This is a genomic window from Brevibacterium sp. UBA7493 (genome assembly GCF_002479565.1).
GTDB lineage: Bacteria > Actinomycetota > Actinomycetes > Actinomycetales > Brevibacteriaceae > Brevibacterium > Brevibacterium luteolum.
The window spans coordinates 449,447-471,643 of sequence record NZ_DLOD01000003.1; the positions used below are offsets into that span (position 1 = coordinate 449,447).

At 67.4% G+C, this 22,197-nt stretch carries 17 protein-coding genes; all 17 read right to left on the minus strand.

Features of this window, described 5'->3' with window-relative positions:
- Positions 1-50: 50 nt before the first annotated feature.
- On the minus strand, positions 51-3,578 hold the full coding sequence (dnaE, locus tag B4E96_RS03385; RefSeq protein ID WP_414632663.1) for a DNA polymerase III subunit alpha: 3,528 nt from the start codon (positions 3,576-3,578) through the stop codon (positions 51-53).
- A 148-nt stretch (positions 3,579-3,726) separates the two neighbouring features.
- Positions 3,727-4,656: an RluA family pseudouridine synthase gene (locus B4E96_RS03390; protein ID WP_286956375.1), complete on the minus strand. Its 930-nt coding sequence runs from the start codon at positions 4,654-4,656 to the stop codon at positions 3,727-3,729.
- A complete protein-coding gene (gene lspA, locus B4E96_RS03395) occupies positions 4,653-5,207 on the minus strand; it encodes a signal peptidase II (protein ID WP_286956376.1) in 555 nt (184 codons plus the stop codon). The genes B4E96_RS03390 and lspA overlap by 4 nt, the downstream gene beginning before the upstream one ends.
- Positions 5,208-5,353: 146 nt before the next feature.
- Entirely contained in the window at positions 5,354-6,220 is an 867-nt protein-coding gene (locus B4E96_RS03400) for a DivIVA domain-containing protein (RefSeq protein ID WP_286956377.1), read from the minus strand.
- Positions 6,221-6,484: 264 nt separating this feature from the next.
- A complete protein-coding gene (locus B4E96_RS03405; protein ID WP_165882732.1) occupies positions 6,485-6,784 on the minus strand; it encodes a YggT family protein in 300 nt (99 codons plus the stop codon).
- Between the two features lie 101 nt (positions 6,785-6,885).
- A complete protein-coding gene (locus B4E96_RS03410) occupies positions 6,886-7,392 on the minus strand; it encodes a cell division protein SepF (protein WP_165882731.1) in 507 nt (168 codons plus the stop codon).
- Between the two features lie 128 nt (positions 7,393-7,520).
- Positions 7,521-8,285, minus strand: a complete 765-nt coding sequence (gene pgeF / locus B4E96_RS03415) for a peptidoglycan editing factor PgeF (RefSeq protein WP_286956378.1) — start codon at positions 8,283-8,285, stop codon at positions 7,521-7,523.
- A gap of 15 nt (positions 8,286-8,300) precedes the next feature.
- A complete protein-coding gene (gene ftsZ, locus B4E96_RS03420; RefSeq protein WP_286956379.1) occupies positions 8,301-9,587 on the minus strand; it encodes a cell division protein FtsZ in 1,287 nt (428 codons plus the stop codon).
- A 159-nt stretch (positions 9,588-9,746) separates the two neighbouring features.
- Entirely contained in the window at positions 9,747-10,502 is a 756-nt protein-coding gene (locus B4E96_RS03425; protein WP_286956380.1) for a cell division protein FtsQ/DivIB, read from the minus strand.
- Between the two features lie 10 nt (positions 10,503-10,512).
- Positions 10,513-11,925: a UDP-N-acetylmuramate--L-alanine ligase gene (gene murC / locus B4E96_RS03430; protein WP_286956381.1), complete on the minus strand. Its 1,413-nt coding sequence runs from the start codon at positions 11,923-11,925 to the stop codon at positions 10,513-10,515.
- Between the two features lie 3 nt (positions 11,926-11,928).
- Positions 11,929-13,098 carry a UDP-N-acetylglucosamine--N-acetylmuramyl-(pentapeptide) pyrophosphoryl-undecaprenol N-acetylglucosamine transferase gene (locus B4E96_RS03435; RefSeq protein ID WP_286956382.1) on the minus strand — a complete coding sequence of 390 codons (1,170 nt, stop codon included), beginning with the start codon at positions 13,096-13,098 and terminating at the stop codon, positions 11,929-11,931.
- Positions 13,095-14,393, minus strand: a complete 1,299-nt coding sequence (gene ftsW / locus B4E96_RS03440) for a putative lipid II flippase FtsW (protein WP_102160551.1) — start codon at positions 14,391-14,393, stop codon at positions 13,095-13,097. The genes B4E96_RS03435 and ftsW overlap by 4 nt, the downstream gene beginning before the upstream one ends.
- A gap of 1 nt (position 14,394) precedes the next feature.
- The gene (gene murD, locus B4E96_RS03445) at positions 14,395-16,002 is read right to left on the minus strand and encodes a UDP-N-acetylmuramoyl-L-alanine--D-glutamate ligase (protein WP_259795325.1); all 1,608 of its coding nucleotides are present in this window, start codon (positions 16,000-16,002) and stop codon (positions 14,395-14,397) included.
- Between the two features lie 34 nt (positions 16,003-16,036).
- Positions 16,037-17,128, minus strand: a complete 1,092-nt coding sequence (gene mraY, locus B4E96_RS03450; RefSeq protein WP_102160556.1) for a phospho-N-acetylmuramoyl-pentapeptide-transferase — start codon at positions 17,126-17,128, stop codon at positions 16,037-16,039.
- A complete protein-coding gene (locus tag B4E96_RS03455) occupies positions 17,125-18,576 on the minus strand; it encodes a UDP-N-acetylmuramoyl-tripeptide--D-alanyl-D-alanine ligase (RefSeq protein ID WP_259855718.1) in 1,452 nt (483 codons plus the stop codon). The genes mraY and B4E96_RS03455 overlap by 4 nt, the downstream gene beginning before the upstream one ends.
- A 1-nt stretch (position 18,577) precedes the next feature.
- Positions 18,578-20,113 (minus strand): UDP-N-acetylmuramoyl-L-alanyl-D-glutamate--2,6-diaminopimelate ligase, encoded by a 1,536-nt coding sequence (locus tag B4E96_RS03460; protein ID WP_286956384.1) that lies wholly within the window; start codon positions 20,111-20,113, stop codon positions 18,578-18,580.
- Positions 20,113-22,119, minus strand: a complete 2,007-nt coding sequence (locus tag B4E96_RS03465; protein WP_286956385.1) for a peptidoglycan D,D-transpeptidase FtsI family protein — start codon at positions 22,117-22,119, stop codon at positions 20,113-20,115. The genes B4E96_RS03460 and B4E96_RS03465 overlap by 1 nt, the downstream gene beginning before the upstream one ends.
- Between the last annotated feature and the right edge of the window lie 78 nt (positions 22,120-22,197).

A 22,197-nucleotide genomic window follows, 5' to 3' on the forward strand; every position in this document is an offset into this window, starting at 1 on the left:
CCTGCCGTCCGGTGCCCCAAGCTGCGAGAAGGTGCGGCCGCTGCTGTCGATCAGAAGATCGACGTGGTTGCTGGGGTGGTGAGGCAGCTGGGTCCGAGCAGGCCCTTGAGATCGCCGAACAGGCTCGGGTCTGCTGTCACCCGCAGGCCGCGGTCGAGACGCATGATCGTCGTGCGGTCGCGGTTCGTCAGGCACAGCCGCACCTCGGTCTGTCCGGGGTTGGCCTGCAGGATCATCTTGAGGTTCTCGACGAGGTCCGGTGTGCAGCGTTCGACCGGCATCGACACGTACAGCGGCCGGTCGGCGCGGTCGGTGACGTCCGGGATCGTCATCGACATCGCCATGAGCGAGGTCGGCCGGTCATCGGAGCGGCGGATGCGGCCGGTGACGGTGATGACGAGGTCATTGGTCAGCAGGGTGGCCACCGGCTCGTAGGTGTCGCCGAAGAACATCACCTCCATGCTCGCTTCGAGGTCTTCGATCGTGACGATCGCGTACGGGCGACCGGAGTTCTTCGAGACCTTCCGCGAGACCTGGGTGATCATGCCGCAGATCTTTGTCTGGGATCCATCCTGGCGCTTATTCTCCGGGTCGAGCAGCTGCGCGATCGAACCCTCGGATTCTGACTGCAGGATGTCCTCGAGCCCGTTGAGCGGATGGTCGGAGACGTAGAGACCGAGCATCTCGCGCTCGAAGGCCAGCAGCTCCTTCTTCTCCCACTCGGTGCGCTCGGGGATCTTGACGGCAAAGCTCGACTCGTCCTCTTCGCCGAGGCCGGCGAACAGGTCGAACTGGCCTGCGGCCTCCTGGCGCTTGACGCCGATGACAGCATCGACTGCTTCTTCGTGGATCTCAACAAGGCTGCGCCGGTTGTGGTCGAGGGAGTCGAAAGCGCCGGCCTTGATGAGCGATTCGATGGTGCGCTTGTTGCACACCTGGCTGGGCACCTTGTCGAGGAAGTCGTTGAAGGAGGTGAACTTCCCCTTCTCCTGCCGGGCGTCGACGATGCCTTGGACAACGTTGGTGCCGACATTGCGGACTGCTCCCATGCCGAAGCGGATGTCGTCGCCGACTGGGGTGAAGTTGTTGGCTGATTCGTTGACGTCCGGTGGCAGCACGGTGATGTGCATGCGCCGGCACTCGCTGAGGTAGAGAGCCAGCTTGTCCTTGTTGTCCCCGACTGAGGTCAGCAGGGCTGCCATGTACTCGGCCGGGTAGTGGGCCTTGAGGTAGGCCGTCCAGTAGGACACGAGCCCGTAGGCGGCCGAGTGGGCCTTGTTGAAGGCGTAGTCGGAGAAGGGCAGCAGGATGTCCCACAGTGCTTGCGCAGCCTCTTCGGAGTAGCCGCGTTCCTTCATGCCGCCGAAGAACCCGACCTGCTGCTTGTCCAGCTCGGCTTTCTTCTTCTTACCCATCGCGCGACGCAGAATGTCTGCCTGACCGAGTGAGTAGCCGGCCACCTTCTGCGCGATCGCCATCACCTGCTCCTGATAGATGATGAGGCCGTAGGTGGTGTCGAGGATCTCGGCCAGCGGTTCGGCGAGCTCAGGGTGGATCGGAGTGATCTCCTGCAGGCCGTTCTTGCGCAGCGCGAAGTTCGTGTGCGAGTCGGCACCCATCGGGCCGGGACGGTACAGCGCGATCGTTGCGGAGATGTCTTCGAAGTTGTCCGGGCGCATCATGCGCAGCAGGCCGCGCAGTCCACCGCCGTCGAGCTGGAAGACTCCCAGCGTGTCACCACGGGAGAGCAGCTTGTACGACTCCGCATCGTCAAGGGCCAGATGTTCGAGGTCGAGATCGAAGTCCTTGTTCAGCCGGATGTTCTCGATCGCATCGGAGATGATCGTGAGGTTGCGCAGGCCGAGGAAGTCCATCTTGATGAGGCCGAGGCCCTCACAGGTGGGGTAGTCGAACTGCGTAATGACCTGGCCGTCCTGGAACCGGCGCATGATCGGGATGACGTCGATGATCGGGTCAGAGGACATGATGACCCCGGCGGCGTGCACGCCCCACCCGCGCTTGAGGCCTTCAAGGCCCTTAGCGGTCTCGAAGGTCTCCCGCGCCTCGGGGTCGGTTTCCAGCAGCTCGCGGAACTCCCCTGCCTCGCCGTAGCGCGGTGCTTCGGGCTCTTCGATATCGGCCAGCGGGATGTCCTTGGCCATGACTGCCGGTGGCAGCGCCTTCGTCAGCTTCTCGCCGAGGGAGAACGGCTTGCCCATGATGCGGGCGGAGTCCTTGAGCGCCTGCTTAGTCTTGATGGTGCCGTAGGTGACGATCATCGCTACGCGCTCGTCGCCGTACTTCTCGGTGACGTAGTCGATGACTTCGCCGCGGCGGCGATCATCGAAGTCGACGTCGAAGTCGGGCATCGACACACGGTCGGGGTTGAGGAACCGCTCGAAGATCAGTCCGTGCTCCAGCGGGTCGAGGTCGGTGATGCGCAGGGCGTAGGCGACCATCGAACCGGCACCCGAACCGCGGCCGGGGCCCACGCGGATGCCGTTCTCCTTCGACCAGTTGATGAAGTCGGCGACGACGAGGAAGTAGCCGGGGAAGCCCATCGAGATGATGACGTCGAGCTCGTAGTCGGCCTGTTTGCGCACATCGTCGGAGATGCCGTTGGGGTAGCGGTAGTGCAGGCCCTTCTCGACTTCCTTGACCAGCCATGAGGTCTCGTCCTCACCGGGCGGGCAGGGGAACTGGGGCATGTAGTTGGCGCTGGTGTCAAAGGAGATCTCGCAGCGTTCGGCGATCTCGAGGGTGTTGTTGCACGCCTCGGGCATCTCCTTGAACAGTGCGCGCATCTCCGCTGGCGTCTTGAGGTAGTAGCCGGAGCCGGAGAAGGCGAAGCGGCTGCCGCCCTGGTCGTAGGTCGGTTCGATGAGCTTCGAACCCGACTGCAGGGCCAGCAGCGCTTCGTGGGCCTTGGCGTCGGATTCGTGGGTGTAGTGCAGGTCGTTGGTGGCCACCAGCGGCAGGCCGAGATCCTTCGACAGGCGCAGCAGATCCTTGACCACACGGCGCTCGATCGTCAGGCCGTGGTCCATGATCTCGCAGTAGTAGTTGTCCTTGCCGAAGATGTCGCGGAACTCCGATGCGGCCTTGACGGCTTCGTCGTACTGGCCCAGCCGCAGTCGCGTCTGCACCTCGCCTGAGGGGCAGCCGGTGGTGGCGATGAGGCCCTCGGAGTAGGTGTTGAGCAGTTCGCGGTCCAGGCGCGGGTACTTGGCGAATGCGGAGTCGAGGCTGGCCAGCGAGGATGCTTTGAAGAGGTTGCGCATGCCGGTGTTGTTCTCCGCCAGCAGCGTCTTGTGCGTGTAGGCGCCGCCGCCGGAAACGTCGTCGCCGCGCTGGCTCTCATCGGTGCGCCACTTCACACGGGTTTTGTCGGTGCGTGCGGTGCCGGGAGTCAGGTACGCCTCGACGCCGATGATCGGCTTGATGCCGGCGTCGGTGGCCTGCTTCCAGAAGTCGAAGGCGCCGAAGAGGTACCCGTGGTCAGTCGTGGCGATCGCGTTCATTCCCGAGGCTTTCGTCGCCTGCATCAGGTCGCCCAGGCGGGCGGCTCCATCGAGCATCGAGTACTCGGTGTGCACGTGCAGGTGTACGAAGTCCTCAGCCACGGATCCTCTTTCTCACAGTCGGCATGTCCCGCTTCCGGCGACGCACACCAGTCTAGCGACCGTCAGGGACATCGCGGCTGTGAGGCGGACCCGTTTCGCTCGCTCACCCCTGGGCGACGCGCAGCCGGTCGAGGGCGGTCTGCAGATCCTCGGGATAGTCGCTGGTGAACTCGACCCACTCCCCTGTCTCCGGGTGCGTGAATCCGAGTTCGACAGCGTGCAGCCACTGGCGTTCGAGTCCGAGCTTCTTCGCCAGCACCGGGTCGGCGCCGTAGGGCAGGTCACCGCAGCATGGGTGCTTGGTGGCGGCCATGTGGACGCGGATCTGGTGGGTGCGGCCGGTCTCCAACTGGACTTCGAGCAGGGTTGCCGAGCGGTACGCTTCGATGACTTCGTAGTGGGTCACGGCGTGTTTGCCGTCGGTGCGCACGGCGTAGAGCCCGTCGCGGCGCAGGTTGCGTCCGATCGGCGCTTCGATCGTGCCGATGACAGGATCGGGAAGTCCCTGGACGAGCGCGTGGTAGGTCTTCTTGACGGTGCGCTGCTTGAACGCCCGCTTAAGCACGGAGTAGGCGTGTTCACCTTTGGCCACGACCATGACACCGGAGGTGCCGACGTCGAGGCGGTGGACGATGCCCTGGCGTTCGGCCGCGCCCGAGGTGGCGATGTCGTATCCGGCGGCGACGAGACCGCCGATGACGGTCGGGCCGTGCCATCCTGCCGCTGAGTGGGCGGCGACACCGATCGGCTTGTCGACGACGACGAACGCGTCGTCATCGTAGATGATCTTCATGCCCGGCACCGGTTCGGCGTCGATGCCCAGCGGTTCGGGCTCGGCTGGCATCTGCACGTCGATGCGGGAGCCGGCGATGAGGCGCTCGGACTTGCCGACGACGGTGTCGTTGACGCGCACGCCGTCATCGGCGGCGATGGCAGCTGATGCCGACCGGGACAGGCCAAGCAGCCGGCTGAGGGCCACGTCGACCCGTTCGCCTTCGAGACCTTCGGGAACGAGGAAAGATCGCTCGGTCATCGCTGCGCTCGCGCCTCCTCTGTAGGGGTGTCGTAGTCGCCGCCGGATGACTGGTCGTCTCCGGCGGCGGTGCCGTCGACGCCGATGTTCCGCAGGGTCGTGAGCACGATGGTCACAGCGGCAGCCGAGATTGCGATGTCGGCGACGTTGCAGACGAAGAAGTACAGGTCGATGAAGTCGACGACGGCGCCGTGGAAGAAGCCCGGTGGCCGAAACAGCCGGTCGACGAGGTTTCCGGTCAGGCCGCCGAGCAGCATTCCCAGGCCGGCCGTCCATGCGCGGGAGCCGAGCTTGCGGCTGACGACGAGGATGGCGATGAAGACGCCGATGGCGATGAGAGCGAACAGCCAGGTGGTGTTCTCTCCCATGCCGAGGGCGGCACCGGGATTGCGGTAGAACGTGAAGCCGGCGAGTTCGCCGATGACCGGGATGCGCTCCCGGCCTTCGAGGGTCTGGACGGCGATGAATTTCGTCAGCTGGTCGACGGCGAGCACGGCGATGGCGATGGCGAACAGCACGATGCGCAGACGTCGGTTGCTCGTCTGCGGCACGGGTGTCCTCCTCGGTTCGGCGATACAGCTGTCCATCATACCGATGACCGGCAGCTTCGCACACGCGCAACGGCCGGCCGCCTCATGGCGGCCGGCCGTTCCGGCTGGACCTTGTGACTCAGCGTGGGTGAGTCATCTCAGGTGCCTCAGATCGAGTGACCCGGCTGCTGGTTGCCGCCGAGGGTCTCCGGTGCCAGCGATCCGGAGTTCTCCAGTTCGCGCAGCTGATCGGTGAGGTAGCTCTTGAGGCGGGTGCGGTACTGGCGCTCGAAGTTCTGCAGTCCGTCGATCTCGCGCTCGAGGCTGGTCTTTTGGCTCTCCAGGGTGCTGAGGGTGTCGTCGCGCTTCTTCTCAGCGTCCTTGACGATCTGGTCGGCTTCGGCGCGGGCCTCGGAGATGAGCTTGTCGCGGATGCGCTCACCTTCGGCGACGTGCTCGTCGTGCAGGCGCTGGGCCAGCGAGATGAGGCCGTGGGCGTCCTGGTCGCCTCCGCCTGCTCCACCGTCGACAGCACCGACAGCGGCAGCGGTTCCGGCTGCAGCGGCGTTGGAGCCGAAGCCGTTGGTGGCAGCGCCCTGCTGGGTCTGCTGCGGCTTCTCCTGAGCCTGCTCGCGCGATTCGTCTGCCGACTGCTGCGGGGCGACCAGCGGCGAGGCGGCCTGCTCCTTCTTCTCCTCGGCAGGGGTCTCCTTGACGTCCTGCTCCAAAACAGCGGCGGGCATCGCCTGGGTTGCCTGCGGATCCTCAGCGGTCTGCTGGGCGGCCGGCTGCGATCCGATCGTCTGGGCGCCGGTCTGCTCGGTGCCTGCAGCACCCTGTCCCTGGCTCAGCTCCTGGTTGCGCTGCTCGCACGCCGAGAGCTTCTGACGCAGCTCGTCGTTCTCCTGGTAGAGGCGACGGAGTTCGAGGACGACTTCGTCGAGGAAGTCATCGACTTCCTCCTGGTCGTATCCTTCGCGGAACTTCACGTGCTGGAACCGCTTATTGACAACATCTTGAGGCGTAAGCGCCATGAGGCCACCTTCGATCGGAAATCGTCTTTACTCTACTGTTATACAACAGATGTCGATGCCACTGTACAGCAACGCCAGCTTATTTGTCGTGCAGGCTTTGCCATGATTCGCATCATAATACGCCTTGTGCTTAAGCCGGGTCTCTACCCCGGGCGCGGCGCGGCATCCATCACCTGCTCGATATTGCAGTTCTGTCATATTCACCCGAGGCGAATACCTGCATTCACAAACCGGCGGCTGCTTTCACGACTGTGAAAGGGAATGTCACATTCCCTGGGCTGCGAGGCTGAAGAACACACCGGCGAGGATCTGCACTGCGATGAACACGAGGATGAAGCCCAGGTCCAGGGAGATCTGGCCGAGGCGCAGCGGCGGGATGATCCGGCGCACGAGCTTCACCGGCGGGTCGGTGAGCGTGTAGATGATCTCGGCGAGTACCAGGATGAAGCCGGTGGGCCGCCAGTCACGTGCGAACACCTGGATGAGGTCAATGACGACCCGCGCCAGGAGCACGAAGACGTACAGGCTCAAAGCCTGGCCGATGATCCAAAACAGCAATGACACGAAGGCTTCTCCTGAGGGAACGCAGACGGCGGACTACATTCAAGCGTAGTCCGCCGTTGCTGTTAATGCCGAACCGGGAGCCGCAGCTGCGGCCAGACGCCTCAGCTCTGGTTGAAGAAGCTGGCCTGATGGTCTCCTGCGGCTTCCTCGGTCGATACTTCGATCGACTCGGGGGTGAGGAGGAACACATTGTTGGTGACCTTCTCGATGGATCCGCGCAAGCCGAAGATGAGGCCGGCGGAGAAGTCGACGAGGCGCTTGGAGTTCGCCTCGTCCATTGCCGAGAGGTTCATGATGACCGGCACGCCGTCGCGGAAGGCGGTGCCGATGGCCTTGGCGTCGTTGTAGCTGCGGGGATGGATCGTCTGAATGCGCTGCATGGCGGTGGCCGGTGCACTTTCCACGGGACGAACGGACGGGCGGATCGGGGTGACAGCAGCAGCCGGCGGCTCGAACGGCTCAGGTTCGGCCTCGAGGCCGTCGTCAGCGTAGTCGTCGTACTCGTCCTCATAGGTACGGCGCTGTTCGGTGGGCTGATGACGCAGGTCCTGCTCGTCGTAGTCCTCGACGAATCCCAGGTAGCTGCCGATCTTCTTGAGAGCGGACATGGGCGACTCCTCGTGATTGCGGGCGTCCTTCGCGGTTCGACATGCAAAGGTCTTAGTGAGAACGTACCCCACTGGCAGGTGATGGCCGGGAAAGCGCTGCGGGCGTGTCGAAAGTTCGGGTGAAGTTCTCACCGCGGCTGTGCGGTGGGCTCCATCCAGATGACACCTGCGAATCGGCCGGTCACGGCGTCGCGTCGGTAGGAGAACAGGTCGGGGCTGTCGTAGGTGCCGGCCGAGACCCAGCGCTCAAGCCGCACGCCTTCCCGGCGCAGCTGCTCGGCCACTCCGGCGGCGACGTCGATGGCTGGGGTGCCCTCGGCCGAGACCGAGGCGGCGACCGGTTCGATCTCGGCGATCTCCTCGCGCAGTTCGACCGGCACCTCGTAGCGTCGCGGGGAGATCGAGGGGCCGATGATCGCAGCGATGTTGTCCGCCCCACGCTCACGCATCGCCTTGACAGCAGCGCCGACGACGCCTGCGGCCATGCCCTTGCGCCCGGCGTGGACGCTGGCGATGACCCCGGTATCCGGGTCGGCCAGCAGCACCGGAGTGCAGTCGGCGACGAGGACGGCGAGACCGAGGAGGGTCGATGAGGTCACCTGGGCATCCGCTTCGACGGTGTCGAGCGAGACGGACGAATTGAGGTCATCGAGATCGACGGTGTGCACGGCGGTGCCGTGGACCTGGGAGGTGAAGCTCAGCCGGTCGGCCTGCAGGCCCAGCACCTGGGCGAGCATATTGCGGTTGGCTGTCACCGCCGAGTCGTCGTCGCCGACTCCGCGCCCGAGGTTGAGCGAGTTGTAGGGAGGAACGGAATAGCCGCCCCATCGGTCCGAGAACGCCGCGTGGGCCACGCGGTGAGTTCCCGAAACGACGAAGCGGCTGTGCAGCACGAGGCCGTCCCTGTCTTATTTGAGGAAGTCGGGGATGTCGAGGTCGTCATCGAAGCTGTCGACCTTCTCATCCGGCAGCTCGCGGGGAACCGGGGGTGCAGATTCCTCGCTGGAACCGGCCGAAGCCGAGGCATCGTCCGATCCGCTCGACGAAGAGTCTTCCGAGCGCAGGCTGTATGGGCCAGCCTGGGTGCCCGTATCGCTGGCGGCAGCACCTGCGGCCGCACCGGCGCCGGCGGCTGCCGCACCGACGGCGGCGGGCTGGTTGCCGGATTCGCTGCGGCCGGCGTCTGCCGAACGGCGGTCCTCCGACGACTTGCTGGCTGCCAGCGACGGCGAGCCCTCCACAGCGCCGACCGGCGTGTCGAAGCCGGCGGCGATGACGGTGATGCGGCATTCGTCGCCGAGGTTGTCGTCGATGACGGTGCCGAAGATGATGTTGGCTTCCGGGTGCGCGGCTTCCTGCACGAGGCGGGCGGCCTCGTTGATCTCGAACAGGCCGAGGTCGGATCCGCCCTGGATGCTCAGCAGCACGCCGTGGGCGCCTTCGATGCTGGCTTCGAGCAGCGGCGAGGCGATTGCGGCCTCGGCTGCCTGCACGGCACGGTCGTCGCCGACGGCGGAGCCGATGCCCATGAGCGCTGTGCCGGCGTCCTGCATGACGGACTTGACGTCGGCGAAGTCGAGGTTGATCATGCCCGGCGTCGAGATGAGGTCGGTGATGCCCTGCACGCCCGAGCGCAGCACCTCGTCAGCGGACTGGAAGGCCTCGATGACCGAGACGTTGCGGTCCGAGATCGACAGCAGCCGGTCGTTCGGGATGACGATGAGGGTGTCGACTTCCTCGCGGAGGTCGGCGATGCCCTTCTCCGCCTGGGCCGAGCGGCGCCGGCCTTCGAAGGTGAACGGGCGGGTGACGACACCGATGGTCAGGGCGCCGAGGCCGCGGGCGATGCGGGCGACGACAGGTGCTGCACCGGTGCCGGTGCCGCCGCCTTCGCCAGCGGTGACGAAGACCATGTCGGCGCCTTCGAGCGCTTCGGTGATGGCCTCTTCGGAGTCCTCTGCGGCCTTGCGCCCGATCTCCGGGTCGGCTCCGGCGCCGAGCCCGCGAGTGAGGTCGCGGCCGATCTCGAGCTTCAGGTCAGCTTCGGAGAGGAGCAGCGCTTGTGCGTCGGTGTTGATTGCGATGAATTCGACGCCTTTGAGGCCGACGTCGATCATCCGTTGGACAGCGTTGACACCGCCGCCGCCGGTACCGGCAACCTTGATGTCCGCTCCGGATTGTGGGAATTCAGCCAAGTCGGTTTCCTCTTTCGACGCATCGGGCCCATGCGGGCGTGTGGGCCTATTTTGCCTTCATGTCGACGCTATGGCCCGCTCCCCCTCAGCGCAACTCTCGCACGCGGTGTGTCGAAAGCTTCTGCCCCGGCAGGCCCGATCGGTGCGCCGGGCGGGAGCTTATGAGGTGACCGGCACCTCGGGCACGGAGACGTCGATCGTCTGCGCATCGGTATCGATGAGCTTGGAGGCGATGTCGAATTTGCGGGCGGCGTCCTCGGCGCTGCCGAATCGGATCGTCACCGGGGAGGCGTCTTCGCCGGGGCTGTAGTCGATTTCGATCTTCTCCGGATCACTGGCGCGCACGACGCTGATCTGCTCGGGCACCCCGTCAGGCAGTTCGTCGAGCAGTGCCAATGCGGCGCTGATCGTCTCCTTGCGGTCGGCTCCGGCGGTGAGTTCGAGGCACGCCAGTCCGTCGGGTTCGCCGGTGACGGTGTCGATCGTCGTGCCGGTGGCATCGACGCGGTCCCAGCCGGAGCCTGCGCGCACGGCGATGAGCGGGGTGCGGTCGGTGACCGTGATGGACAGAGCGCGCGGGCCGGCCCAGCGGGCCTTCGCCGAGGCGGCCTTCGGCAGGCGCTTGAGGGCGGCCTTCTCGACTGCACCGGGCATCGCCTGCGGCAGCGGGGTGCCGGACCAGTCGGCCAGCACCGCTTCTTCGATCTGCTCGGCGGTGTAGAACTCCGTCGCCTTGGCTTTGACGCTGGTGATCGCCAGCACCGGGGAGAACCAGGCGGCGGCCAGCAGCCCGATGATGACCGCGGCGCTGCCGGCGATGACGAGGATGCGTGTGAGCCGGGCGCGGCGGCGGGCGGCGAGCCGGTCGGACAGGCTCGCGGTCGCCTCGGTGCTGCCGGTGTGCGTCTGCGTCATCGCCTGCCGGTCACCAGGCCGTTTCGAGTGCGGCGACGATCTCGGGGCCGAGGATCGTGACGTCGCCGGCGCCGATGGTGATGACGATGTCGCCGGGCTGGACGCGGGAGACGACGGTCGGCACGGCATCGGAGAAGGCCGGCAGGAAGGTGGCGTTGTCGTGCGGGACCTCCTCGGCGACGATCGCGCCGGTCACCCCAGGGATCGGGTCCTCGCGGGCGGGGAACACGTCGAGGACGATCGCCTCATCGGCGATGCCGAGCGCCTGGCCGAACTCCTGCTTGAAGTTCTGGGTGCGGCTGAACAGGTGCGGCTGGAAGATCGCGTGCACCCGCCCGCCGGGGGCCACGACCGAGCGGGCGGCGGTGAGCACGGCGCTGACCTCGGTCGGGTGGTGGGCGTAGTCGTCGTAGACGCGCACGCCGTGGGCGGTGCCGCGCAGCTCGAAGCGCCGGCGGGTGCCGCCGAAGCCGGCGAGGCCCGCAACAGCGGCATCGAGGTCGCCGCCGAGGTGGTGGACGACGCAGAGTGCGGCGGTGGCGTTGGCGGCGTTGTAGGCGCCAGGCTGCTGGAGTTCGACGTCGAGGTCACGGCCGTCGAGGGTGACGGTGAAGGCGGTGCCGACCTCGCCGGGGCGCAGGTCGGTGATCGGCACATCGGCGGTCTCGGCGAATCCATAGGTGACGACGGTGGTGCCCTCAGCGGCGGCTTGGGCTGCGATCTCGCGGGATCCGGCGTCGTCGGCGCAGGCGATGAGCACACCGCCGCGGCTGCGCACGTGGCTGGCGAAGTCGACGAAGGCCTGGCGCACACCAGCCCAGTCGCCGTAGTGGTCGAGGTGGTCGGCCTCGGCGTTTGTGATGACGGCGACGGCCGGTTCGTAGAGCAGGAAGGAGCCGTCGGATTCGTCGGCTTCGGCGATGAACGCCTCGCCGGTGCCGTCGTGGGCGTTGGTGCCCGAGGCGGTGAGCACTCCCCCGATGACGAACGACGGGTCCCCGCCGCCGGCCTGCAGGGCGACCGTCGTCATCGATGTTGTCGTCGTCTTGCCGTGAGTGCCGGCGATGGCGACAGTCGTGCGGCCGTGCATGAGGCTTGCGAGTGCCGCTGAGCGGTGGATGATGCGCAGGCCCTTGTCGCGGGCGGCGGCCAGTTCGGGGTTGTCCTGGCGGATGGCTGAGGAGACGACGACGGTGTCGACGTCGGCGATGTTCTCTGCCCGCTGGCCGATCGCGATCTCCGCGCCGAGGGCGCGCAGGGCTGCAACGACCGAGGAGTCCTTCGCATCGGAGCCGGTGACGGTCATGCCGCGCATGAGCATGATCCGGGCGATGCCGGACATGCCGGCGCCGCCGATGCCGATGAAGTGGACGCGGCCGAGTTCAGCGGCCGGGATGATCGGCGTGTCAGGGGCTGCTGCCATCTGTCAGTCGTCCTTTGTGCGTTCTTTGCGGTTGAGCAGTTCCGGCGGGTACGGCCGGTGCGGATGCTCCCGGCCGAGGGCCGCATACATCTTATGCACCATCGTGCGCGCAGCTGCCATAGGGAAGTCGGCGGCCAGGGCGGTTTCGCTCATCGCCTGCAGGCGCGCCGGGTCGGTCAGCAGCGGCAGGATCGTGCCGGTGACCGCGCCCGTGTCGAAGTCGGCGTTGTCGATCATGAGTGCCGCGCCGGATTCGACGAGGCCTGCAGCGTTGAGGCGCTGCTCGCCGTTGCCGATCGCCAGCGGCACGAACACCGTCGGAACTCCGGTGATCGACACCTCGGCGACGGTCCCGGCACCGGAGCGGGCGATGAGCAGGTCGGCGGCCAGATAGGCGTTGTGCATCCCGTCGACGTATTCGACGACGTGGTAGTCCGGGACCGAGGCGGCTGCGGCGGCGACGTCTGCGGCCTTGCCGGCGCCGGTGATGTGGAGGATCTGCACGCCTGCTGCCGCGATGTTCTCGATCGCTCCGGCGAAGGCTTCGTTGAGCCGCTGGGCGCCGGACGATCCGCCGGTCACCACGAGGGTCGGCAGGTCTTCGCGCAGACCGAGATGCTGGCGGGCAGCGGCCCGCTGGGCGGGGTCGGTGTAGTCGACGAGTTCGATCTGAGAGCGGATCGGCATGCCGACCTGGCTGCCCTTGAGCGGGGTGCCGGAGAAGGTGTAGCCGATGTTGGCCGCAGGCGTGAAGCCGGCGCCGAGGCGGTTGGCCAGTCCCGGCCGGGCGTTGGCTTCGTGGATGATGACCGGGATCTTCGCGAGTTTGGCAGCCAGGTAGGCCGGCGGGCAGACGTAGCCGCCGACTCCGACGACGATGTCGACGTGGCGGTCGCGGATGAGCCGGCGGACCTTGCGCACGGTGCCGGCCAGCCGCCCGGGGAAGCGCAGCAGGTCGGTGTCGATGCTGCGCGGGGCGGGCACCTTGTCGATGGTGACGAGTTCGAAGCCGGCTTCGGGTACGAGGCGGGTCTCCAGGCCGGCGGGCGTGCCGAGCATGATGATCTCAGCTTCCGGGTCCTGGAATCTCAGGTCCTCGGCGATGGCGAGCATCGGGGCGACGTGGCCGGTGGTGCCGCCGCCGGCGAACAGGGCTGTCAGGGGTCGGGTCATGTCCTCTTCTTCTTCCGTAGGCGCAGCGGTGAGGAGGCGAGCACGGCCAGGGATTCGCGCACCCGGGCGTTCTGGGCGCGCATCGCCTCCTGCGCCCCGGATTCGGCGCGCGCGAAGGCGAGCACGACCCCGGCGGCGATGCAGGTGGCCAGCAGTGCGGAGCCGCCGTAGGAGACGAAGGGCAGCGGCACGCCGATGACCGGCAGCACCCCGGAGACGACGCCGATGTTGACGAGTGCCTGGCCGATGAGCCACATGAAGATCCCGGCGGTGGCGGCCTGGATCATCCGGTCGTCGGTGCGCAGCACGATGCGGATGAGGCCGTAGCCGAGCACGGAGAACAGCAGCAGCACTGCCACGGAACCGAGCAGGCCGAGCTCTTCGCCGATGATCGCGAAGATGAAGTCGTTGTGCGCCTCGGGCAGCCACAGCCACTTCTCCCTGGAGGCGCCGAGTCCCACGCCGAACCAGCCGCCGGAGGCCAGGGCGAATAGTCCGTGGTTGGACTGCCAGTGCTGGCCGAGTGGGTCCATCGCCTCGTTCTCGTGGCCGACGAACATCGCGCGGATGCGGGCCATGCGGTTGGCACTCGTGATCACGAGGAGGGTGACGACGGCGGCGATGCCGAGGAAGGCGGTGATGAGGTAGCGCCATGGCAGTCCGGCGACGAACACGGTGCCCAGTGCGGTGGCCATGACGATGAGGGCGGTGCCGAGGTCGCGTCCGGCCAGTACGAGCCCGAGTACGGCGGCGAGTCCGATGATGGCGGGCATGACCTCTTTGAGGCTGGTGAGTTTGGTGGCTTTGTGGGCGAAGAACGTCGCCAGCCAGATCGCCAGCGCCACCTTGGTGAATTCGGCTGGCTGGCCCTGGAAGCCGCCGATTCTGATCCAGCCGGCGTTGCCCTGCACCTCGTGGCCGAGGCCGGGGATGAGCGGCAGCGTCTGCAGTGCGAGAGCGCCGATGAAGATGATCGGGGCGGCCTTCCTGAACCAGTTCACCGGCGCGTAGGACAGGGCGATCATGACGGTCACGCCGATGATCGCGTAGATGCCTTGCCGGTTGAACACGGAGAACGAGGAGCCCTCCCCTGCCCGGTAGGCGGTGATGGAGGAGGCCGAGAGCACCATGATGAGGCCGAAGCCGATGAGTGCGAGCACGCAGATGAAGACGAGGTAGTAGCTGGTGACCGGCAGGTCGAGCAGCCGGCGCAGGCTGGCCATCACGCCGGTCCCGCGCGTGAAGTCAGCTGCGCGCGTCCGCCGGGTCTCGGCGTCGTGCCGCAGCGAGGCCATCTCAGCTCACCTGGTCCTGCACGGCTGCGGCGAACAGCGCCCCGCGTGTGCCGTAGTTGAGGAACTGGTCCATGCTCGCAGCCGCCGGGGCGAGGAGCACGGTGTCACCATCGGAGGCCAGCTCGCGGGCAGCGGTGACGGCGGCGCGCATGAGCGCCTCGCCTCGCCGGGTCTCATCGGCCGGGCCCGAGGTCTCGGTCGCCTCATCCTCGCCGGTGGCCGGGTCGATGCGCACGAGCGGCACCGCGGGTGCGTGTGCGGTGAGCACGCTCGTGTAGGGGTCCGGGTCGGTGCCGATGAGCACGACGCCGGTCAGCCGGTGGGCGTGGGTGCTGATGAGCTCGGTGAGGTCAGCGCCCTTCGTCAGCCCGCCGGCGATCCACACGATCCGTTCGGCCGAGGCCAATGCGGCGTCGGCGGCATGCGGGTTGGTGGCTTTGGAGTCGTTGATCCAGCGCACTCCCCCGGATTCGGCGACGACGGCCATCCGGTGATCGGCCGGCTGGTGGGTGCGCAGTCCTTCGCGCACGGCAGCTGGTGGGATGTCGAGGCTGCGGGCGAGGGCGGCTGCGGCCAGGGCGTTGGCGATCTGGTGGGGTGCGACCGGTGCACCGGCGCTGCCGACGGCGGTGGCGACGTCGTCGAGTGAGCCGAGTTCGGCTGCCGTGGACTGCCGGTTGTGCAGGTATGCACGGTCGACGAGGACTCCGTCGACGACGCCGAACTCGCCGGGGGCCGGCATTCCGGTGGTGAAGCCGATCGCGCGAGCGCCACCGATGACCTCGGCGTCCTCGACGAGCCGGCGGGTGGCCGGGTCGTCGACGTTGTAGACGCAGGAGGCCGCGACGTTCGTGTAGGCGCGGGCCTTGTCAGCGCAGTAGTCCTCATAGCTGCCGTGCCAGTCGACGTGGTCTTCTGCCAGGTTGAGCACGGCGGCGGCATGCGCGCTCATCGAGTACTGCCAGTGCAGCTGGAAGCTTGAGAGCTCGATAGCGAGCACGTCGGCGGCCGGGTCGAGGACGGCTTCGATGAGCGGCTGGCCGATGTTGCCGCAGGCTTTGGCGTGAAGGCCGGCGGCGGTGAGCATCGAGGCGAGCATCGAGGTCGTCGTGGTCTTGCCGTTGGTGCCGGTGACGACGAGCCAGGGTGCGGTGTTGTGGCCGCGGACCCGCCAGGCGAGTTCGACTTCGCCGATGACGGGGATGCCGCGTTCGTGGGCGGTCGTGAAGATCGGGTGGTCGGGTCGCCAGCCCGGTGAGGTGACGACGAGGTCGGGGATCTTGCCGGCCGCGCTGGTCGGCAGGTCGGTGACGTGTTCGGGCCCGCGCCGGATGTCGACGTCGAAGACGCCGAGGATCGTCTCCCATTCGCTCAAGTCCCGCTCGGTGTCGCCGTCGACGACGATGACCTCTGCGTGGCGTTCGGCTAGGTGGACGGCCATCGGGAAGCCGGAGACTCCCAGGCCGGTGACGACGATGGTGAGACCGTGCAGGCTCTGGGTCGGTCCGTGCAGCACGTCCGGGATGTTCTCGGCGTGCGGGTAGTCGACTGGCTCCCAGCCTTCGGGGTGCAGGGGCAAGTCGGCTGCCGGCGGGGGTGAGAAGGTCATCCCGGCCAGCGGGTTATCTGGAGTGCCGTTGCTGTCAGCGGGCAAGGTTGGACACCCATTCGGCGTAGAAGAGCGCGATCGCGCCGACGACGAAGAGCACGGCGATGATCCAGAAGCGCACGACGATCGTGACCTCGCCCCACCCCTTGAGTTCGAAGTGGTGCTGCAGCGGTGCCATGCGGAAGACGCGTTTGCCGGTGAGCTTGTAGGAGGCGACCTGGATGATGACGCTGAGGGTGATGATGACGAACAAGCCGCCCATGACGACGAGCAGCAGTTCGGTGCGCGACATGATCGCCAGGCCGCCGATCGCCCCGCCGATCGCCAGCGAGCCGGTGTCGCCCATGAAGATCTTCGCCGGCGAGGTGTTCCACCACAGGAATCCGATGCAGGCTGCTGCCAGGGCGGCGGCGACGATCGTGAGGTCGCGGGGGTCGCGGACCTCGTAGCAGCCGGCGCGGGCCTCGGACATGAGCGAGCAGTTCTGCGTCGACTGCCACGTGTTGATCATGACGTAGCCGAGGAACACGACTGCTGAGGCGCCGGCGGCCAGGCCGTCGAGGCCGTCGGTGAGGTTCACGGCGTTCGACACAGCGGTGATGATGAGGTTGGCCCACACGATGAAGAGCACGGTGCCGAAGATGACGCCGGCGAACGCGAGGTCGATGTTGGTGTCGCGGATGAAGGAAATCGCCGAGGATGCCGGAGTCACGCCGTAGCGGTTGGGGAAGTTGAGCGCCAGAATCGCGAACGTGATGCCGACGAAGCCCTGCCCGATGATCTTGCCGCGCGGGCGCAGGCCCAGGGACCGCTGCTTGGAGACCTTGATGTAGTCGTCGAGGAAGCCGATCGCGCCGAGGCCTGCGGCCAGCCACAGCACGAGCAGCCCGGAGACCGTCGGCCAGGAGCCGGTGACGAGGTGGGCGATGAGATAGGAGGCGATCGTCGCCGAGACGATGACGACACCGCCCATCGTCGGGGTGCCGCGCTTGGTGGCATGCGATTCAGGCCCGTCATCGCGGATGAACTGGCCGTAGCCGCGGCGGACGAGCTGGCGGATGTAGACCGGGGTGCCAACGAGCGTGAACAGCAGGCTCAGGCACGCGGCGAGCACAACTGCGATCATTGGGCCCCCGAGATTCCAGCGATCTCGTCACCGAGGTAGCGCAGTCCGGCATCGCGTGAGGACTTGAACAGCACGATGTCACCAGGCTGCAGCTCGGCGTTGAGCAGATCGCGGGCCTCAGCGACGGTGGCCACCCAGGCGGCCTCGTTGCCCCAGGAGCCTTCGAGGTGGGCTGCCTGGTAGATCGGGCGGGCGCCTTCGCCGACGGCGATCGTGCGGTTGATGTTGAGGCGGACGGCCTGCCGGCCGACGGTGTCGTGGGCGGTGACGGAGTCCTCACCGAGCTCGAGCATCTCACCGAGCACGGCGACGGTCCGCCGCGGCGGGGTTTCCTCATCGCCGCGGCCCATCGCGGCCAGCGTCTTGAGGGCTGCGGCCATCGAGTCGGGGTTGGCGTTGTAGGCGTCGTTGAGCACGGTCACACCGCTGGGCGAGTCGATGAGCTCCATCCGCCACCGGCTGGCAGCGCCCGAGGTGCCCAGGGTGGTGGCGATGGTGCGTGATTCGACGCCGCACAGGTGGGCGACGGCGGCTGCGGCGAGGGCATTGTCGACGTGGTGCTCACCGAGCAGGGCGAGTTCGACCGGCTGGGGCTCCTCATCGGGCAGCTGCAGCTGGAACGACGTCCGGCCCGAGGCGTGGGATTCGATGTCGCCGGCGCGCACAACCGGTTCACCCTCGGAACCGGGGTTCGAGGAGAACCACAGCGTGTTGACACCGGGGGCGAGCACATCGTGCATCGCACGCACCCTGGCGTCATCGGCGTTGAGGACCGCCCAGCCGCCGCTGGTGAGCGATTCGACGAGCTCGGACTTCGCCCGTGCAGTATTCTCGACTGAGCCGAACACACCGGAGTGGGCGCTGCCGACGTTGAGTTCGACGGCGATGTCGGGGCGGATGAGGGAGGTGAGGTAGGCGAGGTTGCCGATCGTGCGCGCACCCATCTCGAGGACGAGGAAGCGCGTCGACTCGTCGGCCCGCAGGGCCGTCAGCGGCACACCGACTTCGTTGTTGTAGGAGTTCGGCGGCCACACAGTCTCCCCGACCGAGAGCAGCAGGTCAGACGTCAGGTCCTTGACGGTGGTCTTGCCGGCCGAGCCGGTGATCGCGATGACGGTGAGCTCGCCGGATTCGCGCAGCGCGGCGACGTTGAGGGAGGCGAGCTGGCCGAGGGCTGCAGTGGCGTCGGAGACGTGCAGTGTCGGCAGGTGCTCGCCGTCGACAGCGGGCACCGCCTCTGCGATGACGAGGGCGGCTCCGGCTTCGACGGCGGCCGGGGCGAAGGTGATCCCGTCGGTCTGCTCACCACGCCGAGCGACGTAGATGTCCCCGGGGCTGACCTCGCGGGAGTCGGTGACGACCCCGCCGGTGAGCATCGTGTCTTCAGATACGCCGTACAGGCTGCCCTTGAGGGCAGCGGCAACTTCTCCTGCAGAAAAACTCTTCATATCAATCCTGAACTCTACCTGCTGCAACGCCCGAAGGCCGTGAAGCGCAGGCCCGGCGAGTGTGTTCTCGGTCATCGAAGGGGTGGACGACCCCGGCGATCTCCTGGCCGGTCTCGTGCCCCTTGCCGGCCACGAGAAGGGTGCCGGTCTCCCCTGCTGCTGCGACGCCGGCGATGATCGCCTCAGACCGGGCGGGGATCTCCTCGATGCGGGTGGCGCGGGCCGTTCCCGAGGCGCGGGCCGCCTCGGCACCGGAGCGCACCGCAGCGCGGATGGCGGCGGGGTCTTCGGCGCGGGGGTTGTCGTCGGTGACGATGACGACGTCGGCACCGCGGGCAGCGGCAGCACCCATATCGGCGCGCTTGGAGGGGTCGCGGTCGCCGCCGGCGCCGCAGACGATGACGAGCGGGCGGCCGGATTCGGCCAGGCCGCCGAGCACCTGGGTGATGGCGTCAGGGGTGTGAGAGTAGTCGACGACGGCCAGCGGGGCTGCGCCGTTGACCTGTTCCATGCGTCCGGGCACGGTGACCTCGAAGGAGCCGGCGACGGCTGCCAGCGCGTCGAGGTCGGTGCCGGATTCGAGCAGCAGGGCCAGGGCCAGGGCGGTGTTGGCGACGTTGAAGCTGCCCGGCAGCGGGGCGCGGGCGGGAAGTGTTCCGGCTGGTGTGTGCAGGGTGAAGTGCGGGCCGGACTCGTCGGCGATGAGGTAGGTGGGGTTCTCGGCGGTCTCGCGGGAGATCGTGGCGACCGGCACCTCGGCGATGGCCGCCAGGCGGCGGCTGTAGTCATCGGCGAGCATGATGACCCCGCGGTCGGAGAACGCCGGGGTGAACAGGGTGGCCTTGGCCTGGAAGTACTCCTCCATGCTGGCGTGGAAGTCGAGGTGGTCCTGGCTGAGGTTGGTGAACCCGGCAACAGGGAAGTGCGCGCCGTCGACGCGGTGCTGGGCCAGGGCGTGGGAGGAGACCTCCATCGCACACGTGTCGACGCCGGCTGAGCGCATGCGGGCGAACAGGGCGTGCAGCTCAGGGGCCTCAGGTGTGGTGCGCACGGCTGGCTGCGTCTGCCCGGCGATTGTCGTGGCGACGGTGCCGATGAGCCCGGTGGTCCGTCCCAGGGCGGTGAGCAGGCCGTCGAGGATGTAGCTCGTCGTGGTCTTGCCGTTGGTGCCGGTGATGCCCAGCAGCTGTGGAACATCCGGGTCGGTGCCGTAGATCTGGGCGGCTATGCTGCCCAGGCGTGCGCGCGGGCTCTCGGTGATGAGCAGGCACAGCTCATCGAGGGCCGGGGCTGCCGAGTCGGCGGCGAGGGCGGTTTCGATCATCTGTTTGCCGGCGGGGTCGGTGAGGATTGCGCGGACGCCTGCGGTGATGAGGGATGGGGCGAACTGGGCGCCGTGGACGTTGGCGCCGGGCAGGGCCGCGTACAGCCAGCCGGGCTGGGTCTGCCGCGAGTCGTGGCTGACGCCGTGCACCTCGGTGTCGGCCGGGCCGGTGACCGCGACGTCGTCCGGCAGCTGCAGTTCGGTGATCCGCATTACTTCCATTCCCCTGGGTAGAGATCGGGTTCCTCGGTCGATGGTGGCACACCCATATGACGCAGGGTGAATCCTGCGACGTCGGAGAACACCGGGGCCGCTGCGGTGCCGCCGTAGTAGCCCTTGCGGGGCCGCTGCAGGGTCACTGACACAGCGATCTTCGGGTCCTCGGCCGGTGCCGCACCGACAAAGGAAGCAGTGTAGCCGTCATAGCCGGGTCCGTTCTCATTCGGCGCCTGCGCAGTGCCGGTCTTGCCTGCCACCCGGTAGCCGGGGATCTGCGCGGACTGGCCGGTGCCCTCGGCGACGACGCCTTCGAGCATGCGCATGAGTTCGCCTGCCGCTTTTTCGCTGATGACCTGTTCGGGATCGGCTGGTGCGATATCGGTCACGCGGCCGGAATCGTCGACGGTGCCGGTCACGAGCTGCGGGGCGACCTTCTTCCCGCCGTTGGCGATGGTGGCCATCGCCGCGGTCGTCTGCAGTGAGGTGGCTGCCACGCCCTGGCCGAACATGACGGTGTACTTGGTGCGGCCGTCCCATTCATCCGGCGGGTAGAGCAGGCCGCGGGTGGTGCCGGGGAAGTCGATGCCGCTGGGCTGGCCGAAGCCGAACTTCGTCAGATACTCGTAGCGCTCCTCAAGGGAGAGCTTGTCGCCGGAGAGGATCGTGCCGGTGTTCGAAGACTCTTCTAAGATCCCGGCGACGGTGAGCTTCTGGTCCGGGTGGCTGCTGGAGTCGCGGAACTCCTCGCCGTTGGGTGCCTTCCACTTTTCGGGCACGACGAACTTGTCGGTCGGGGTGGCTTTGCCGGTGTCGAGCAGCGCTGCGGCGGTGACCATCTTGGCAGTCGAGCCGGGTTCGAAGGAGCCGGAGAAGATCCGTGATCCGCGGTCTTCGGCATCAGCCTTGCCGGGGTTGTTCGGGTCGACGCTCGGGGCTTCGGCGGCGGCGATGATCCGTCCGGTGCCGACTTCGAAGATCGTCACGGTGCCCCATTCGGCTTCGTGCTTCTTGACCTGGTCGGCGATCGCCTGCTGGGCGTAGTACTGCACATCGGAGTCGAGGCTCAGCTGCAGGCCCTGGCCGTTCTGGGCTGGGGTGATGTTCGAGTCGCCGAGCGGGATGATGTCGCCGGACAGGCCGCGCTCGTACTGCTGTTCGCCGTCGCGGCCGCGCAGGGTGCCGTCATGCTGGAGTTCGAGGCCGGCCAGTGCCTGCCCGTCGGAGCCGACGAAGCCGAGCAGGTTGCCGCCGACCGCACCGGCTGGATATGAGCGGATGGCGTACTCGTCGGCGGTGATGCCGGGGATGTCGCGGGCCTTGATCGCCTGCCACACCTCGGCGGTGATGCCATCGGCGACGACGGACCACTGCCGGTCGCCGTGCAGCATCGGATACAGCAGGCCGGGATCGGTGTCGAGGTCTTCTGCCAGCTGTTCGGCGGCACCCCAGGCACCGATGATGACGCCGTCCTTGTTCTTGTACTTGCCGACGTTCTGCTGGTCGGCGACCAGCCGGTAGCGCATCGCGTTGTCGGCCAGCACGGTGCCGTCGGCGGCGAGGATGACGCCGCGGGAGGCCGGCAGGGACAGGGTCACGAGCCGGGAGTCGAGTGCCCGCTCAGCCAGCCGGCGGGTGTCCATCCCCTGGATGTAGAACAGCTTGCCGGTGATCGCGATGATGAGAAGCACGGCGCAGATGGCGAGGAACTTCATCCGCTTCTGCGGGTCGGCCACCCGGGCCGGTTTGGGCGTACGGGTTTTCGGCTTCGCTGTCACCGGTGTGCGCTTGGGTCCGGTGGCGCGGCGAACAGGCTTCTTCTGGGCGGTGGCTGTCGTGCTGCGCGGGGACCGAGAGGTGCTGCCGGAGGCGCGAGTGCTGCCAGCTGCCCGCGCGCCACCGCTGCCGGTGCGGGCTGGTCGCTTCGCTGACCGGCTGGCGGGTCGTTGCCGCGGGGAAGCGCCGGTGCGTGCGGCGGTCTTCCGCTTCTGCGGCTTGCCCATGACGTCTGCTCCCCCTTGCTGTCCGGCTGTCTGCTGTTCGGCCTGTGTGGTCTGCGGCCCCCGAGCACCGGTTCCGGT